Genomic DNA, 17,089 nt, shown 5'->3' with positions numbered 1-17,089 from the left:
GGCCCTGGCCGGGCCCAGCTCTCCGGGTGCGGGCCCGGCCGCCCTGGCCCTGGCCGGGCCCAGTTCTCCGGGTGCGGGCCGGTGGCCGCCTTTGCCCTGGCCGGGCGGTGCCGCTGTTCTCCGGGTGCGGGCCGGTGGCCGCGCCTCAAGCGCCGGCGGGGCTGGGTTGGGTGCCCTTGGGCGGGGTCGGGATCGGGGGGTGGGGGTGCGGTGCCGCCGGGGGGTGTCTCCTCGGCTCGGCGCGTGCGGGCATGTCACGGCCTTACCCGGTGGTTGCGCGCTCGTCCTGCGGGGACACCCCCCGCCGTCCCCACACCCCCACCCCGGCGGATCCGCACCCCGTCTCGGACGAAGCGGGGCCGTGGGGCGGGGACACTCCGGGGGCTCCCCGCAGGACGAGCGCGCAACCCAGGCCGTCTTGCCGAGACCTGGCCGCACGCGCCGAGCCGAGGAGAGCCCCCGGAGGGGCACCGCCCCACCCGAAGCCACCGCTTGCCCGACGGGTCGCACCCCGCCCAGGGGCACCCAACCCAGCCCCGCCGGCGCTTGAGGCGCGACCACCGGCCCGCACCCGGACAACAGCGGCACCGCCCCACCCGAAGCCACCGCCTGCCCCACAGGTCACACCCCGCCCAAGGCACCAAACCCAGCCCCGCCGGCGCTTGAGGCGCGACCACCGGCCCGCATCTACCGCCGGGGAACGGAAACGGGCCGGGCCCGGTGCCCCCGTGGGGGAACCGGGCCCGGCCCGTGACTGCCGACTGCGCGGCGGCGCTTAGTTGTCGTCCTCGTCGATCAGAAAGCCCCGCATGGGAGACGGCGCCTGCTGCATCGGCTGCGGCGCAGCCGGCCGCACCGGGGCCATCGGCTGGGTCATCGCCGGGGACATCTGCTGCTGGCCGCCGTACGAGGGGCCGCCCATCGGGGAGGGACCGCCCATGGGGGACGGGCCGCCCATCGAGGGACCACCCATGGAGTGCCCCATCGCACCGGCCGGAGCCATGGACGGCGACGGCGACGGCGGGAGCGCCGGACCGGCCGGGTTCCGCGGCGGGGCCAGGGAGTCGTCGGCCTGGGTCTCGAGCTGGCGCAGCTGCGACTCCAGGTAGGACTTCAGACGCGTACGGTACTCACGCTCGAAGCCCCGCAGGTCCTCGACCTTGCGCTCCAGCGTGGCGCGGGCGGACTCCAGGGAGCCCATCGCGACGCGGTGCTTCTCCTGCGCGTCCCGCTCCAGCGCGTCGGCCTTGGCACGGGCGTCCCGCTCCAGGCCCTCGGCGCGCGAACGGGCCTCGCCGACGATCTTGTTGGCCTCGGAACGGGCCTCCGCGATCGCCTGGTCGGCGGTCTGCTGCGCCAGCGACAGGACGCGGGCGGCGCTGTCGCCACCGGGGCCCTGCTGCGGAAGCTGCTGCTGCTGGTGCATCGGCTGACCCATGGGCTGCATCTGCTGCCCCATCGGCTGCATCTGCTGGCCCATGGGCTGCATCTGCTGGCCGAGCGGGTTCTGGCCGCCCATCGACTGCTGACCCATGCCCTGCGGTCCGCCCATGGGGTGCTGCTGCATGGGGCCGCCCATGCCCGGGCCCTGCGGTCCGTGTCCGCCGGGGCCGGCGGGCAGCTGCGGCTGGCCGCCGGGCAGCTGCGGCGGGCCCATCTGCGGCTGCTGCTGCTGCGGCGGGCCGGATATGGCCGCGGGCACGGGGGCGCCGGGGCCACGCTGGTCCTGGGGTTCCGGCTTGCGCATGCCCTGCTGCTGCTGGTTCTGCGCGGCGGCACGCGTGGCGGCGGCCAGCTTGGCGCGCAGGTCCTCGTTCTCGCGCAGCAGGCGCGTCAGCTCGGATTCGACCTCGTCGAGGAAGGCATCGACCTCGTCCTCGTCATAGCCTTCTCGGAGGCGGACGGTCGTGAACTGCTTGTTCCGCACGTCCTCGGGAGTCAGCGGCATGTCTTCTTCACCTCTACGTAGTCGTCGGCAGTCGGCAAGACCGTATCGGGACTGTCCCCGCGCGCGCGGAGAAGTTCATCGTTCACACGCTTCTCGCAGCGGTGCTCACGAAGCTGATGAGGATGTAAACGATGATCATCAGAACAAAGAAGGACAGGTCGAGCGCCACGCCCCCGAGACGCAACGGCGGGATGAACCGCCGAAGAAGCTTGAGCGGTGGATCGGTAAGAGTGTAGGTGGCCTCCAGAACGACCACCATCGCCTTGCCGGGTGTCCATGAACGTGCGAACTGGAACACGTAGTCCATGACCAGTCGGAAGATCAGCACGATGAGGAAGCACATCAGCGCGATGTAGACCACCTGTAGTGCGACGCCCATCCCGCGCTTCCCTCTCCCCGTTTCCCGCTCTGTTCCCGGTCCCGTATCTGACGGATCGGTCTAGCTTTGGTTGAAGAACCCGCCCTCCGCGATGCGGGCCTTGTCCTCCGCCGTGACATCGACGTTAGCAGGCGACAGCAGGAACACCTTCTGTGTCACGCGTTCAATACTGCCGTGCAGGCCGAAGACCAGACCGGCCGCGAAGTCCACGAGACGCTTCGCGTCGGTGTCGTCCATCTCCGTGAGATTCATGATCACCGGAGTGCCCTCACGGAAGTGTTCCCCGATGGTACGGGCCTCGTTGTAGGTCCGGGGGTGCAGCGTCGTGATGCGGTACGGCTCCCGCTCGGAGACGACCTTGGGCATGATCACGGGGGCGTTCTTCTCCAGGTTCGTGCGGTCAGGTGTGATGGATGCCACGGGGGCAATTCGCGCAGGACGTCCGTTTTCCACCGGAATTGGGATAGGTTCCCGCTGAGGCGGAGGCTGCACTACTCGTACCGATTCGTCCGATACGGGCGATTGGTGAACGGACTGACGGTCTCGTTCCCGGGTCCGGTCCCGCACCCGCTCCGGTTCGGGCTCGGGCTCGAACTCGTCGTCGGGGTCGTACCCCGGGTTGTCGTACCGGTCGTCCTCCACGAGGCCGAGGTAGACCGCCATCTTGCGCATCGCGCCGGCCATTCTCCGAGTCCTCCGCTCTGTGGTGGATCGCCCTGTCGCAGGTGCTGCTGTGTCACGAATGTCACCAACTGCCCGCGATCCACGTGGTCTGTCCGCCCATCAGCGGTAATGACCATATTTTCTGCTGTGGTCCGACTTTCTTGGCGACGTTACCCGAGCCGGGGTCTCGCGCCGAGTACCGCAGTGCCGACGCGTACATGTGTCGCACCGGCCACAACGGCCTGTTCCAGATCCGTACTCATCCCGGCCGACACCATCGTGGCAGCCGGATGGTCCGCGCGCAGGCGGGATGACAATTCCACGAGCCGCTCGAAAGCGGCCTGTTCGCGTCCGGCGTACGGACCGGACAGCGGGGCGACGGTCATCACGCCGTCGATCCGCAGTCCGGGCGCCGCGGCGACCAGGCCGGCCAACTCCGCGAGCTGCTCGGGCGCCGCCCCGCCCCGCGCCCCCCGCTCGCCCGACTCGGCGTCGAGGGCGATCTGCACGAGGCAGCCGAGTTCGCGGCCCGAGTTCGCGGCGGCCGCCGAGAGGGCGGTCACGAGCTTGGGGCGGTCGACCGACTGCACCACATGCGCGTATCCCGCCACGGAACGGACTTTGTTCGTCTGCAACTGGCCGACGAAGTGCCAGCTGAGCGGCAGATCCGCGCAGGCCGCGGCCTTGGGGGCGGCGTCCTGGTCACGGTTTTCCGCAACATGACGGATGCCCAGCTCCGCCAGGAGTCGTACGTCGCTCGCGGGATAGGTCTTGGTGACCACGATGAGCGTCACCTCTTCCCGCTTGCGTCCCGCGGCCGCGCAGGCGGACGAGATACGTTCCTCCACCCGCGCCAGGTTCTCCGCGAGCTCCGACTTACGGTCCGTCATTTCCTATTCCAACCAGACATATCCGGCGAGCCGCCCGGTCACCCGGTCGCGGCGGTACGAGAAGTGGTCCCGCGACTCCAGTGTGCAGACCGCCGATCGGAGACGATCCGTCACCCCCGCCTCCGCGAGCTGGGCGTGCACCCCGGCGACCACGTCCACGGCCGGAGTCCCCCAGCTGGTCTCGGCCCGGGCGGCCGGCACCGCCTCGGACACGGCGTCCCGCATCCCGGCCGGCACCTCGTAGCAGTGGCCGCAGACGGCGGGCCCGGTCCGGGCGACGATCCGACCCGGCTCGGCGCCGAGGGCGACCATCGCCTCCACCGCGGCGGGGACCACTCCGGCGACCAGCCCGGGCCGCCCGGCGTGCGCGGCCCCGGCGATCCCGGCGACGGGGTCCGCCAGCAGGACGGGGGTGCAGTCGGCGGTGAGCACGGCGAGGGCGAGTCCCCGGCGGGCGGTCACCACCGCGTCGACCGCGGGAACCCCTTCCCCCGGCGGCCACGGTCCGTCGACCACCGCGACGTCGCGGCCGTGCACCTGGTTCATCCAGACCACGAGGTCGGGGTCGAGTCCCAGGGACCGCGCCGCGCGCGCCCGGTTCGCGCGAACGGCGGCCGGGTCGTCTCCGACCGCGCCGCCGAGGTTGAGCTCTTCGTACGGAACGGCGCTCACCCCGCCCCACCGGTCGGTGAAGGCGAAGTGGGCGCCGCCCACGTGGTGCTGCTCCGGTGTCACTTCAAGAAGTCCGGGACATCCAGTTCCTCGGCCGGGCTGTCCTGGTACGGCCGGGCCGTCGGGACCTGCGGCGCGGGGGCCTGGGCCTCGGCCGGGACCGCCTCGACCGGAGCCGGGGGGTCCTCGCGCGGGGTGACCGTGCCGAGTCCGCCGAAGGCCGGGCGGGCCGGCTCGGCGGGGCGGACCGGAGCCGGGGCCGGCTCCTCGCGCTTCGTGGAAGCGGCGCCGATGACGTTGTCCCGGCGGGCCGGGGGCTGTCCGCCGTCGAACCCGGCCGCGATGACGGTGACCCGTACCTCGTCGCCGAGCGCGTCGTCGATGACGGCGCCGAAGATGATGTTCGCCTCGGGGTGCGCGGCCTCGCTCACCAGCTGCGCCGCCTCGTTGATCTCGAAGAGACCGAGGTCCGAGCCGCCGGAGATGGAGAGCAGGACGCCGCGGGCGCCGTCGATGGACGCCTCGAGCAGCGGCGAGGAGATCGCCATCTCGGCGGCGGCCACCGCGCGGTCGTCGCCGCGGGCCGAGCCGATGCCCATCAGGGCCGAGCCGGCCTCGGACATCACGGACTTGACGTCGGCGAAGTCGAGGTTGATCAGACCCGGGGTGGTGATGAGGTCGGTGATGCCCTGGACGCCCGAGAGCAGGACCTGGTCGGCCGACTTGAAGGCGTCGAGCACGCTGACCTGGCGGTCCGAGATGGACAGCAGGCGGTCGTTGGGGATGACGATGAGGGTGTCGACCTCTTCGCGGAGCTCGGCGATGCCGTCCTCCGCCTGGTTCGCGCGGCGCCGGCCCTCGAAGGTGAACGGCCGGGTGACCACACCGATCGTCAGGGCGCCCAGCGAGCGCGCGATGTTGGCGACGACGGGCGCGCCGCCCGTGCCGGTGCCGCCGCCCTCTCCGGCGGTGACGAAGACCATGTCGGCCCCCTTGAGGACCTCCTCGATCTCCTCGCGGTGGTCCTCTGCCGCCTTGCGGCCGACGGCCGGGTTGGCGCCGGCGCCGAGGCCCCGGGTGAGTTCGCGGCCGACGTCGAGCTTGACGTCGGCGTCGCTCATCAACAGCGCCTGGGCGTCCGTGTTGATGGCGATGAACTCGACGCCCTTGAGACCGACCTCGATCATTCGGTTGATGGCATTGACACCACCGCCGCCGACACCGATGACCTTGATGACTGCGAGGTAGTTCTGCGGTGCTGCCACGTCGAAGGCCTCTCGCCTCGAGTTACGTGTCGCCGCCTCGCGGGCCTGCGGTGCGACGACTGATGCCGAAATGGGGCGGTCCGAACGCGCCGACCCGAACCCTCACCCTGAAGTTTAGGGTTAGGGGTGTGTCTGTTCTCTGGACTCTTCCGAACAGGACACTAAGTCGACAAGTAGCGCGTGTTCAACGAACACGCCGAACCTCCCGTTTTTCTTTTCACCCTATGTGATCACCCGTATCGCTGGCCAACCAGGGTGCGTCGCTGTTCGACCTGACGTCAACTCCCGGACACCGCAGGGGCGGTGGGGACGCTCACGTCGAAGTGGGCGGCCTTGGGCGCGGCTTTCAGCAGAGCGGTCAGCGCACGCCCCTTCGCCTCGCTCTGTTCGCCGCTCCCCCACACCACGGTCCGGCCCCGGGACAGCTCCAGCACCACCGAATCGTACGAGCCCACCGTGACCTGCACGGTCTCCTTGGCGATCGGTTCGGGCAGGGAGCCGGCGACGAGCACGGCCTCGTGCAGCAGCCGCTCCTCGTCGAAACGGCGGGCGCTCGGGGAGTGCTTCGCGTTCAGTTCCAGGACCGGAACGCCCGCGGGTGCTTTCGCAACCGTGTCGAATCGCACACCCGAAGCGTCCACTTCCACGAACTCGGCGTTCTTCTTGATGAGCAGGACGGGTTTGCGTTCTGTCACTTTCAGCCCGATCCCGTGCGGCCAGGCCCGCACCACATCGACCGATTCGATGCGGGACAGGCGGCCGCGGACGCGGCTGCCGACCTCGTCGGTGTCCACGCTCACCAGCGGGGCGCCGACCGGAACGGCCGCCGCGGCCAGCACCTGCTCGGGGGTGAGCACCTCGGTGCCGGTCGCGGTCACCTTCTCCACGCGGAGCCAGGAGGAGCCGTAGAGCACCCAGGTGCCGCCCGCGAGGAGGAGCACCGCGGCGGCCAGGGAGGCGAGCAGGGGGCCCCGGCGGCGCAGCCGCGCGCCGGGGCCCTGCGGGCCGGATCCCCTCGACGGCTTCGGGGCTTTGGGCGGTTTGCCGGAGCCGCCGCCCTTGCGGGCGGCCGGGCCGGAGCCCGGGGCCCCGCGCTGTGCTGTCGTCGCTCCGGCCACTCGTGCCCCTCCTGCGTCTGTGCGTCCCGCCTCAGCGGTTGCGGTGGGCCGCGATCGCCTCGTACACCATGCCGACCAGCAGCTCGTCGGCGTCGCGGCGGCCGAACTCGCCCGCGGCGCGGGACATCTCGTACAGGCGGTGCGGGTCCGACAGCACCGGGAGGATCTGGCTGAGCACCCACTCGGGCGTCAGTTCCGCGTCGTCCACGAGCAGGCCGCCGCCGGCCTTGACCACCGGCTGGGCGTTGAGCCGCTGTTCGCCGTTGCCGATCGGCAGCGGGACGTAGGCGGCGGGGAGCCCGACGGCGGACAGTTCGGCGACGGTCATCGCCCCCGCGCGGCACAGCATCATGTCGGCGGCGGCGTACGCGAGATCCATCCGGTCCACGTACGGTACCGGCACATAGGGCGGCATCCCGGGCATGTTGTCGACACGCGGCAGTTCGTTCTTCGGGCCGACGGCGTGCAGGATCTGGATCCCGGAGCGCTGGAGGACCGGAGCGACCTGCTGGATCGTCTCGTTGAGGCGCCGGGCGCCCTGCGAGCCGCCGGAGACCAGCAGCGTGGGCAGGTTGGGGTCCAGGCCGAAGGCGGCCCGCGCCTCGGGGCGGACGGCGGCCCGGTCGAGGGTGGAGATGGAGCGCCGCAGCGGGATGCCCACGTACCGGGCGCCGCGCAGTTTGCTGTCGGGGGTGGAGACCGCGACGGCGTGCGCGTACCGGGAGCCGATCTTATTGGCCAGTCCGGGCCGGGCGTTGGCCTCGTGGACGATGATCGGCACCCCGAGCCGCTTGGCCGCGAGGTAGCCGGGCAGGGCCACGTAGCCGCCGAAGCCGACGACGCAGTCGGCCTTGGTGCGCTCCAGGATCTCCTCGGCGGCCTTGATCGTGCCGCGCAGCCGCCCCGGGACGGTGATCAGCTCCGGGGTGGGCTTGCGTGGCAGCGGTACGGCGGGGATCAGGCCCAGCTCGTAACCGCGTTCCGGCACGAGGCGGGTCTCCAGCCCGCGCTCCGTGCCGAGGGCGGTGATGCCCACTGAAGGGTCCTGCCTGCGCAGGGCGTCCGCGAGGGCGAGCGCCGGCTCGATGTGGCCGGCGGTCCCCCCACCGGCGAGTACGACATGCACCGAAATTCACCGCTCTCCGGACGGACGCTTCTTGACGCGCCGTCTCATCGACTTCCATCTCATCCCGGTCCGCCTCCAGCCGGTCTTCGGCTGTCGCATCGCGAGCGCCGCGCGCGCCGCCGGCTCCTCCCGCGCGAACGCGATGAGCAGTCCGACCGCGAACATCGTCGGCAGCAGGGCCGACCCCCCGTAGGAGAACAGCGGGAGCGGGACCCCGGCGATCGGCAGCAGGCCGAGCACCGCACCGATGTTGATCACGGCCTGCGCCGTGATCCAGGTGGTCACGCCTCCCGCGGCAAACCGTACGAAGGAGTCCTCCGTGCGTCCGGCCACGCGGATACCCGCATAGCCTAGAGCCGCGAACAGGGCGAGCACCGACAGCGTCCCCGCCAGTCCCAGTTCCTCCCCGGTGATGGCGAAGATGAAGTCGGTGTGGGCTTCGGGCAGTTGCCCCCATTTTTCCACACTGGCACCCAAACCGGAACCGAACCATCCGCCCGAGGCCAGGGCGTAGATCCCGTGGACCGCCTGCCAGCAGAGGTCGTTCTTGCCCGGGTCGGTCGCGCCGAGGCACTCCAGCCGGTCCATCCGGTGCGGGCTGGTCTTGATCAGCAGTGCGACGATCACACCCGCGAAGACCAGCACCCCGACGAACAGCCGCGTCGGGGCACCCGCCAGCCAGAGCAGGCCGAACAGGATGGCACCGAGGATCATCGCGGTGCCCATGTCCCCGCCGAGCATGATCAGCCCGAGCAGCAGGAAGGCCACCGGGACCAGCGGCACCAGCAGGTGCTTCCACTGGCTGAGCAGCCCCTTGTCGCCCTTGCGCGCCAACAGGTCGGCGCCCCACAGGATCAGCGCCAGTTTGCCGAACTCACTGGGCTGCAGCATGAACGGACCGCCAAGGGAGATCCAATTCTGGTTGCCGTTGATGGCGACCCCTATCCCGGGGACCTGGACCAGGACCATCAGGAACAGGGTGCCCGCCAGCACCGGATAGGACAGCGCCCGGTGCAGTTTGACGGGCATCCGGGAGGCGACCAGCAGCAGTCCGGTGCCGATCAGGGCGGCCAGGAACTGCTTCTTGAAGAAGTACGCGTCGCCCAGGCCGAGCTGGAGCGCCTTGATCATGGAGGCCGAGTAGACCATCACCAGGCCCAGCACGGTGATGAGCAGCGAACTGCCGAAGATCAGGTAATACGCCGTGAGGGGACGGTCCCAGGCCTTGCGCAGCTGTTCCTGCGTCCGCCTGAGCCGGGTCAGCGGCCCGCGCCGGGCGGGCCGTCGCGCGCTCGCCACAGGACGTTTGCGGCCCTGTGCCTTGACGGCGGACGGCCGCCGCCCCGGCAGCATCTGCTTGACCGGCATCTGTGATCTTCCCCTCCACTCGTACGAGGCGAGCCACCGGCCGGCCGGAGGGAGGGAACCCGTCCCCGAACCTAGGCCTGGGCCGTGTCCGCACCGCTCTCGGCGGCCAGTTCGCGCACCGCGTCGGCGAATGCGTCCCCACGCTTGTTGTAGTTCGCGAACATGTCCATCGAGGCACAGGCAGGCGCCAGCAGGACCGTGTCGCCGGGCTCGGCGAGCCGGGCCGCTTCCCGTACCGCTGCGAGCATCGCCCCAGTGTCGGTCCGCTCGAGGTCGACGACCGGGACCTCGGGCGCGTGTCGCGCCAGCGCCTCGGCGATCAGCGCCCGGTCGGCGCCCATCAGCACCACGCCGCGCATGCGCTTGGCGGCCTTGCGGACGAGTTCGTCGAAGGTCGCGCCCTTGGCGAGGCCGCCGGCGATCCACACGACCGTGTCGAAGGCGGCCAGGGAGGCCTCGGCCGCGTGCGTGTTGGTGGCCTTGGAGTCGTCGACGTAGGCCACCGCGCCGACGTCGGCCACGTGCGCCACCCGGTGGGCGTCGGGGCGGAAGTCGCGCAGCCCGTCGCGGACCGCACGCGGCTCCACGCCGAAGGCACGGGCCAGGGCCGCCGCGGCGAGCGCGTTGGCGATGTTGTGAGGGGCCGGCGGGGTCACGTCCTCGACGTGCGCGAGCTCCTGGGCGTTCTTCTGCCGGTCCTCCACGAAGGCGCGGTCGACGAGGATGCCGTCGACGACACCGAGCATCGAGGGGCCCGGGGCGCCGAGGGTGAAGCCGATCGCCCGGCAGCCCTCTTCCACGTCCGCGTCCTCGACGAGCTTCTCGGTGGCCGGGTCGGCGACGTTGTAGACGCAGGCCACCGTATTGCCCTCGTAGATGCGGCCCTTGTCGGCGGCGTACGCCTCCATGGAGCCGTGCCAGTCGAGGTGGTCCGGCGCGAGGTTGAGCACCGCCGCCGAGTGGGCGCGCAGCGAGGGCGCCCAGTGCAGCTGGTAGCTGGAGAGTTCGACGGCGAGCACGTCGTACTGCTGCTCGCCGAGCACCACGTCGATGATGGGGGTGCCGATGTTGCCGACGGCCGCGGTCCGCAGGCCGGCGGCCTTGAGGATCGAGGCCAGCATCTGGGTGGTGGTGGTCTTGCCGTTGGTCCCGGTGATGGCCAGCCAGGGGGCCGGCTCCCTGCGGGGCGCACCGGCTGCGGCCTGTCCCGACCGCGCCGCGCGCAGCTCCTCGCCGGTTCCGCGGAGCAGCCAGGCGATCTCGACGTCGCCCACGACCTGCACGCCGGCCGCGGCCGCGGCCGCGAACAGCGGGCTGTCGGGCTTCCATCCCGGCGAGGTGACGACCAGCTCGGTGCCTTCGGGCAGTACGTCGCCGGCGCGTGCGCCGCCGTCCAGGTGGCCGAGGCGGACCTCGATGCCCTGCTGCGCGAGCTCGGCGGCCCGCGCACGGTGCGCGTCGCCGTCCCCGTTGTCGACGACGGTCACCACGGCGCCGAGGCCGGCCAGGGCGCGGGCGGCACTGATGCCGCTCACGCCGAGACCGGCGACGGTGATGTTCTTGCCCTGCCAGGAGGTCACTTGTCGGCTGCCCATCCCGCGTAGAAGAGGCCGAGACCCACGATCACGCACATGCCCTGGATGATCCAGAAGCGGACCACGACGAGGACTTCGGACCAGCCCTTGAGTTCGAAGTGGTGCTGCAGCGGCGCCATCCGGAAGACGCGCTTGCCGGTCAGCTTGAAGGAGCCGACCTGGATGACGACCGACATGGTGATGAGGACGAAGAGGCCGCCGAGCAGGGCGATCAGGAACTCCGTGCGGGAGCAGATCGCCAGGCCGGCGAGCGCGCCGCCCAGGGCCAGCGAACCGGTGTCACCCATGAAGATCTTGGCCGGCGAGGTGTTCCACCACAGGAAGCCGAAGCAGGCGCCCATCAGGGCGGAGGCGACGACCGCGAGGTCCAGCGGGTCGCGCACCTCGAAGCAGGCACCCGGGTTGGTCAGGGTCTGCGCGTTCACGCAGGACTCCTGGTACTGCCACACGCCGATGAAGGTGTAGGCGCCGAAGACCATCACGGCGGCGCCGGTGGCCAGGCCGTCCAGGCCGTCGGTCAGGTTCACGCCGTTGGACATCGCCAGGATCATGAACAGCGCCCAGACGACGAACAGCACCGGGCCGATCGACCAGCCGAAGTCCGTGACGAACGACAGCCTGGTGGAGGCCGGGGTGAGCCCGCGCGAGTCGGAGAACTGGAGCGCCAGCACCGCGAAGGCGATGCCGACGATCAGCTGGCCGGCCATCTTGGCCTTGGCCCGCAGTCCCAGCGAACGGCGCTTGACGATCTTGATGTAGTCGTCGAGGTAGCCGACCAGGCCCATGCCCGCCATCAGGAAGAGCACGAGCAGACCCGAGAAGGTCGGCTCACTGGACGTGATCACCTTCGTCAGGGCGTACGCGATGAGCGTCGCCAGGATGAAGGAGATGCCGCCCATGGTGGGCGTGCCCTTCTTGCCGGCGTGGCCGCGGGGGCCGTCGTCGCGGATGAACTGGCCGTAGCCCTTGCGGGCCAGAAGCTTGATCAGCAGCGGAGTACCGATGAGCGTCAGGAACAGGCCGATGACGCCGGCGAACAGGATCTGCCTCATCGGTCGGCGCCCTCGCCCTCGCGCTCCAGCAGCGCCAGCGCGACCCGCTCCAGACCGATCGACCTGGAAGCCTTCACCAGCACGACGTCTCCCGGGCGCAGTTCACTGCGCAACAGGTCGACCGCCGCCTGCGCGTCGGACACGAGCACCGACTCCTCACCCCACGAACCCTCGTTATATGCGCCCAGTTGCAGCCAGGACGCTTCCCTGCCCCCGACTGCGACGAGCTTGCTCACGTTGAGCCGGACGGCAAGCCGTCCCACCGCGTCGTGCTCGGCCAGCGATGCGTCACCGAGTTCGGCCATGGGGCCGAGCACCGCCCACGTGCGTCCCCCGTTCGCCCTGGCGGCTCCGCCCATCGCGGCAAGCGCGCGCAGGGCGGCCCGCATGGACTCCGGGTTCGCGTTGTAGGCGTCGTTGACGATCGTCACGCCGTCGGCCCGCTCGGTGACCTCCATCCGCCACCGGGACAAGGTGCCCGCTCCGGAGAGCGCGGTGGCGATCTCCAAGGCGGACATGCCCAGTACATGGGCCACGGCGGCCGCGGCGAGCGCGTTCGACACGTGGTGCTCACCGTACAGCCGCAAGGTCACATCACTGCACCCGGTCGGTGTGTGGAGTGTGAAGGCGGGCTGTCCCCCCGGGGTCATCCGTACCTCGGTGGCCCGGATGTCGGCGTCGTCCGCTTCGCCGAAGAGGACCGTACGGGCCTTCGTACGGGCCGACATGGCGCGTACCAGCGGATCGTCGGCGTTGAGGACGGCGATCCCGCCCTCCGCCTCGGCCGGCAGGGCCTCGACCAGTTCCCCCTTGGCCTGGGCGATCTGCTCGCGGCCGCCGAACTCGCCGATGTGGGCGGTGCCGACGTTGAGGACGAGGCCGATGCGCGGCGGGGTGAGGCCGGTGAGGTACGCGATGTGGCCGATCCCGCGGGCCCCCATCTCCAGGACCAGGTGCCGGGTTTCCGCCGTGGCCTTCAGCGCGGTGAGCGGCAGGCCGATCTCGTTGTTGAGGGAGCCCGGGGTCCACACGGTGGGTGCGTGGGCCTGGAGCACCTGGGCGATGAGGTCCTTGGTGGAGGTCTTGCCGGCCGAGCCGGTCAGGGCCACCACATCGGTGCCGAGGCGCTCCACGACGGCCCGGGCGAGGGCGCCCAGCGCCTTCTCGACGTCGGGGACGACGATGGCGGGTACGCCGACCGGCCGGGCCGCGAGGACGGCCGCGGCTCCGGCGGCGACGGCGCGCTGCGCGTAGTCGTGGCCGTCGACGTGTTCGCCGGCGAAGGCGGCGAACAGGCTGCCGGCCTCCACCTGGCGGGAGTCGATCACGACGGGACCGCTGACCCGCACGGACGGATCCGGTATGTCGTGGGGCCGCCCGCCGGTGATGTCGGCGATCTCGGCGAGGGAGAGGGCGATCACTGGTTCTCCTCGGCCTGTCGGGCAATGCTCTGCTGGGTCTCGATGGCCGCGCGGAGCACCTCGCGGTCGTCGAAGGGGCGTACGACGCCCGCGGTGTCCTGGCCCTGCTCGTGGCCCTTGCCCGCCACCAGCACGGTGTCGCCGGGCCGGGCGCGCGCGACGGCGGCGGCGATGGCCGCGGCCCGGTCGGCGTCGACGAGGACGGTGCCCCGCTCGGCGGGCGGTACGGACACGGCTCCTTCGAACATCGCGGCGAGGATCGCGAGGGGGTCCTCGGAGCGCGGGTTGTCGGAGGTCAGGACGGCCACGTCGGCGTACCGGGCGGCCGCGGCGCCCATCGGGCCGCGCTTGGTGGTGTCGCGGTCGCCGCCGCAGCCGAGCACGATGTGCAGCTTGCCCTCGGTGACCTCGCGCAGCGCGCGCAGGACCGATTCGACGGCGTCCGTCTTGTGCGCGTAGTCGACGACGGCGAGGTACGGCTGGCCCGCGTCCACGCGCTCCAGCCGGCCGGGTACCCCGGGGACCGCGGCGACGCCGTCGGCGGCGGTCTGCGGGTCGAGACCGGCGGCGGCGAGGGTGACGATCGCGGCGACCGTGTTGGCGACGTTGAACGGGCCGGGCAGCGGCGCGGCGGCCCGTACCCGCTGTCCTTCGGGGCCCAGCAGGGTGAGGGTGGAGCTCGCCGGTCCGAAGACGACGTCCTCGGCGCGCCAGTCCGCCGCCGGGTCCCCTGCGGCGGAGAAGGTGACGACCGGGACCGTCGCCTCCTTGGCGAGGCGGCGGCCGTACTCGTCGTCGAGGTTGACCACGCCCAGGCGGGCGCGGCGGGGCGTGAAGAGCCCCGCCTTCGCCTGGAAGTAGTCCTCCATGTCGGAGTGGAACTCCATGTGTTCCGGGCTCAGGTTGTTGAAGACGGCGACGTCGAAGACGCAGCCGTCGACGCGGCCGAGCACCAGGGCGTGGCTGGAGACCTCCATGGCCACGGCCTCGACCCCGCGTTCGCGCATGACCGCGAAGAGGGCCTGCAGGTCGGTGGCCTCGGGGGTGGTCCGCTCGGACTTGATGCGCTCGTCGCCGATGCGCATCTCGACGGTGCCGACCAGTCCGGTGCTGCGGCCCGCCGCGCGCAGGCCGCCCTCGACGAGGTACGCCGTGGTGGTCTTGCCGGATGTGCCGGTGATGCCGATCTGGAGCAGGCCCTCGCCGGGACGGCCGTAGATCGCGGCGGCGAGTTCGCCCATCCGGCCGCGCGGGTCGTCCACGGCGAGGACCGGCAGGCCGGTCGCGGCGGCGCGCTCGGCGCCCGCGGGGTCGGTCAGCACGGCGGCGGCGCCGAGGCCGGCCGCCTGGGCGGCGAAGTCGGCACCGTGCGTCCTGGCTCCCGGCAGGGCCGCGTACAGGTCACCGGGGCGCACCGCACGGGAGTCGTGCGTGATGCCGGTGATCTGCGCTGCGCCTGGCGCTCGGATGCCCAGCAGGGTGGCCAGCTCGCCCAGGGGGGTCGGGCGGGCGGTCACGGGCCGGGGCGCTCCCGGCGGCGCTGCCGGGGCGTCTTTCTGGGTGGTTCTGGGCTGATCAGCGTGGGGCACGGCGGTGAGCGTACCGGGCGCGGCGGGGCGCCCGCGAAGTGAGGGCCCGGGCTCGCCGCCGGCGGCCGACTGGTTCCCGGGTTTGGGGGTGATCGTTGTCACTGGTGGTGCCTCACGCGTTTCTGGCGGGCCGGCCGGGTGCTGGGGGTCACCGGCCGGGCTGCGGACTGGGCTGCGTACTCGGCTGCGTACTGGGCTGCGGGGCGGGCTGCGGGGCCGGTTCGAAGGTGACCGGGAGCCCGGCCGGCGCGGTGCCGGTGGGGGCGACCTGGAGGGTCTTCAGGGCGAACTCCATGACCTTCTTGTAGATGGGGCCGCAGATCTGGCCGCCGAAGTAGCTGCCCTTCGTGGGGTTCTGGATGGCGCAGTACACGGTGATGCGCGGGTTGTCGGCGGGGGCGAACCCGGCGAAGGAGGCGGTGTAGCCCTTGTAGCGGCCGGTGGCCGGATCCACCCGGTTGGAGGTGCCGGTCTTGCCGCCGACCCGGTAGCCGGGGATGCGGGCCTTGGTGCCGGTGCCCTCTTGGTCGTCGACCACCGATTCGAGCATCTCGGCGAGGGTCTTCGCGGTCTCCGGGCTGACCACGCGGTTGCGTTCGGGCGCCGGGGCCGGTGTGAAGCGGCCGTCGGGGCCCTTGGTGCCGCGGACCAGGGTCGGTTCGATGCGGACCCCGCCGTTGGCGATGGTCGAGTACACGGAGGCCGCCTGCATGGCGTTGAGGGACAGGCCCTGGCCGAAAGGGATCGTGTACTGCTGGGAGGTGGACCAGTCCTCGGGCTGCGCGAGGATGCCGCGGGACTCGCCGGGGTAGTCCAGGCCGGTGGGCCGTCCGATGCCGAACTTGGTCAGGTAGGAGTGCAGGACCTTGTTGGACTCGGCCTGGGTGGCGCCGAGCTGGCCGGTGGCCAGGATGGTGCCGATGTTGGAGGACTTGGCGAGGACCCCGTTGAGGGTCAGGTACCAGGTCGGGTGGTCGATGTCGTCCTTGAACAGCCGGTCGCCGCGGTGGAGCCGGTTGGGGACCTCGACGTGGGTCTCGGGGGTGGCCTTCTTCTCCTCCAGCACGGCGGCCATCGACATCACCTTGGCAGTGGAACCGGGCTCGTACACGTCCTGGAGCGCGGCGTTGCCCATGGCGGCGGAGCGGGCCCGGGTCAGGTCGTTGGGGTCGAAGCCGGGCGCGTTGGCCATGGCGAGGACCTCGCCGGTGCGGGTGTCCTGGACGATGACGTACCCGCGGTCGGCCTCGGACTTCTGGACCTGCTCGGCGATGGCGCTCTGCGCGGCCCACTGGATGTCGCGGTCGATCGTCAGCTCGATGTCCTGGCCGGGCACGGCGGGCTTCTCGCTGGAGCCGGCGGTGGGCACCCGGCGGCCCCCGGACTGGGCGTAGGTGATCTCGCCGTCCTTGCCGGACAGCTTCTTGTCGAGGGAGGACTCCAGGCCGCCGGCGCCCTTGCCCTCGGCGTTGACGTAGCCCAGTATCCCGGCGGCCAGGTCGCCGCCCGGGTACACGCGCTTGCTGCTGTTCTCGTTGAACACCCCGGCCAGGACGTTGGCGCCGGGGCCGTTGTTCTTCTTGTCGGCCGCCGCCTTCTCCGCGAAGACCCGCTTGAGGTCCTTGATCTGGTTCCAGACCTGGGGGGTCTGGCGCTGGGCGAGGACGACGTAGCGGGTGTTCTTGGTCTTCAGCCGCTCGGCGAGCTCCTTGGCGTCCTTGCCGAGGATGGGCGCGAGGAGGGCCGCGGCCTGCTCCGGGGCGTCGGGGGCCTTGCTGTCCTGCGGGGTGAACATCTTCGGGTCGGCGGTGATGTCGTACGCGTCGACGCTGGTGGCGAGGGCCACCCCCTTGCGGTCGGTGATCTCCCCGCGCTCCGCGGCCAGTTTGACGCTGGTGTAGCGGTTCTTGGAGGCCTCGGCGGAAAAGGCCCGGGCGTCGACGGCCTGGACCTGGAGCAGGCGGACGACGAAGGCCAGCATGACGAGGGTCAGGCCGACGCTG

General features: G+C 71.4%; 14 protein-coding genes. All 14 read right to left on the bottom strand.

The window, feature by feature from the left end:
* Nucleotides 1–775: 775 nt before the first annotated feature.
* Entirely contained in the window at nt 776–1,948 is a 1,173-nt protein-coding gene (locus AB0D44_RS15690) for a DivIVA domain-containing protein (RefSeq protein ID WP_362590209.1), read from the bottom strand.
* Nucleotides 1,949–2,030: 82 nt separating this feature from the next.
* Nucleotides 2,031–2,327, bottom strand: a complete 297-nt coding sequence (locus AB0D44_RS15685; protein WP_073774433.1) for a YggT family protein — start codon at nt 2,325–2,327, stop codon at nt 2,031–2,033.
* A gap of 60 nt (nt 2,328–2,387) precedes the next feature.
* Entirely contained in the window at nt 2,388–3,011 is a 624-nt protein-coding gene (gene sepF, locus AB0D44_RS15680; protein WP_362590205.1) for a cell division protein SepF, read from the bottom strand.
* A 149-nt stretch (nt 3,012–3,160) separates the two neighbouring features.
* Nucleotides 3,161–3,880, bottom strand: a complete 720-nt coding sequence (locus AB0D44_RS15675; RefSeq protein ID WP_362590202.1) for a YggS family pyridoxal phosphate-dependent enzyme — start codon at nt 3,878–3,880, stop codon at nt 3,161–3,163.
* A 3-nt stretch (nt 3,881–3,883) separates the two neighbouring features.
* On the bottom strand, nt 3,884–4,615 hold the full coding sequence (gene pgeF, locus AB0D44_RS15670) for a peptidoglycan editing factor PgeF (protein ID WP_362590199.1): 732 nt from the start codon (nt 4,613–4,615) through the stop codon (nt 3,884–3,886).
* Complete coding sequence (ftsZ, locus tag AB0D44_RS15665; protein WP_362590196.1) at nt 4,612–5,817, bottom strand: cell division protein FtsZ; 1,206 nt, start codon at nt 5,815–5,817, stop codon at nt 4,612–4,614. The genes pgeF and ftsZ overlap by 4 nt, the downstream gene beginning before the upstream one ends.
* Before the next feature lie 278 nt (nt 5,818–6,095).
* Nucleotides 6,096–6,800 carry an FtsQ-type POTRA domain-containing protein gene (locus AB0D44_RS15660; RefSeq protein WP_362590330.1) on the bottom strand — a complete coding sequence of 235 codons (705 nt, stop codon included), beginning with the start codon at nt 6,798–6,800 and terminating at the stop codon, nt 6,096–6,098.
* A 166-nt stretch (nt 6,801–6,966) separates the two neighbouring features.
* Nucleotides 6,967–8,061 carry an undecaprenyldiphospho-muramoylpentapeptide beta-N-acetylglucosaminyltransferase gene (gene murG / locus AB0D44_RS15655; RefSeq protein ID WP_362590193.1) on the bottom strand — a complete coding sequence of 365 codons (1,095 nt, stop codon included), beginning with the start codon at nt 8,059–8,061 and terminating at the stop codon, nt 6,967–6,969.
* Nucleotides 8,062–8,067: 6 nt separating this feature from the next.
* Complete coding sequence (ftsW, locus tag AB0D44_RS15650) at nt 8,068–9,429, bottom strand: putative lipid II flippase FtsW (RefSeq protein ID WP_362590190.1); 1,362 nt, start codon at nt 9,427–9,429, stop codon at nt 8,068–8,070.
* 71 nt (nt 9,430–9,500) lie between these two features.
* Nucleotides 9,501–11,024: a UDP-N-acetylmuramoyl-L-alanine--D-glutamate ligase gene (gene murD, locus AB0D44_RS15645; protein ID WP_362590187.1), complete on the bottom strand. Its 1,524-nt coding sequence runs from the start codon at nt 11,022–11,024 to the stop codon at nt 9,501–9,503.
* Nucleotides 11,006–12,076 carry a phospho-N-acetylmuramoyl-pentapeptide-transferase gene (gene mraY / locus AB0D44_RS15640; RefSeq protein WP_362590184.1) on the bottom strand — a complete coding sequence of 357 codons (1,071 nt, stop codon included), beginning with the start codon at nt 12,074–12,076 and terminating at the stop codon, nt 11,006–11,008. Before mraY ends, murD begins: the two co-directional genes overlap by 19 nt.
* Nucleotides 12,073–13,497, bottom strand: a complete 1,425-nt coding sequence (murF, locus tag AB0D44_RS15635) for a UDP-N-acetylmuramoyl-tripeptide--D-alanyl-D-alanine ligase (RefSeq protein WP_362590182.1) — start codon at nt 13,495–13,497, stop codon at nt 12,073–12,075. Before murF ends, mraY begins: the two co-directional genes overlap by 4 nt.
* A complete protein-coding gene (locus tag AB0D44_RS15630) occupies nt 13,494–15,188 on the bottom strand; it encodes a UDP-N-acetylmuramoyl-L-alanyl-D-glutamate--2,6-diaminopimelate ligase (RefSeq protein ID WP_362590179.1) in 1,695 nt (564 codons plus the stop codon). The genes murF and AB0D44_RS15630 overlap by 4 nt, the downstream gene beginning before the upstream one ends.
* Nucleotides 15,189–15,234: 46 nt before the next feature.
* Complete coding sequence (locus tag AB0D44_RS15625) at nt 15,235–17,067, bottom strand: penicillin-binding protein 2 (protein ID WP_362590327.1); 1,833 nt, start codon at nt 17,065–17,067, stop codon at nt 15,235–15,237.
* Nucleotides 17,068–17,089: the final 22 nt, after the last annotated feature.

This window comes from Streptomyces sp. NPDC048349 (genome assembly GCF_040651925.1).
In the GTDB taxonomy this organism is placed as follows: Bacteria; Actinomycetota; Actinomycetes; order Streptomycetales; family Streptomycetaceae; genus Streptomyces.
This window is presented reverse-complemented; position numbering and strand designations above follow the sequence as displayed.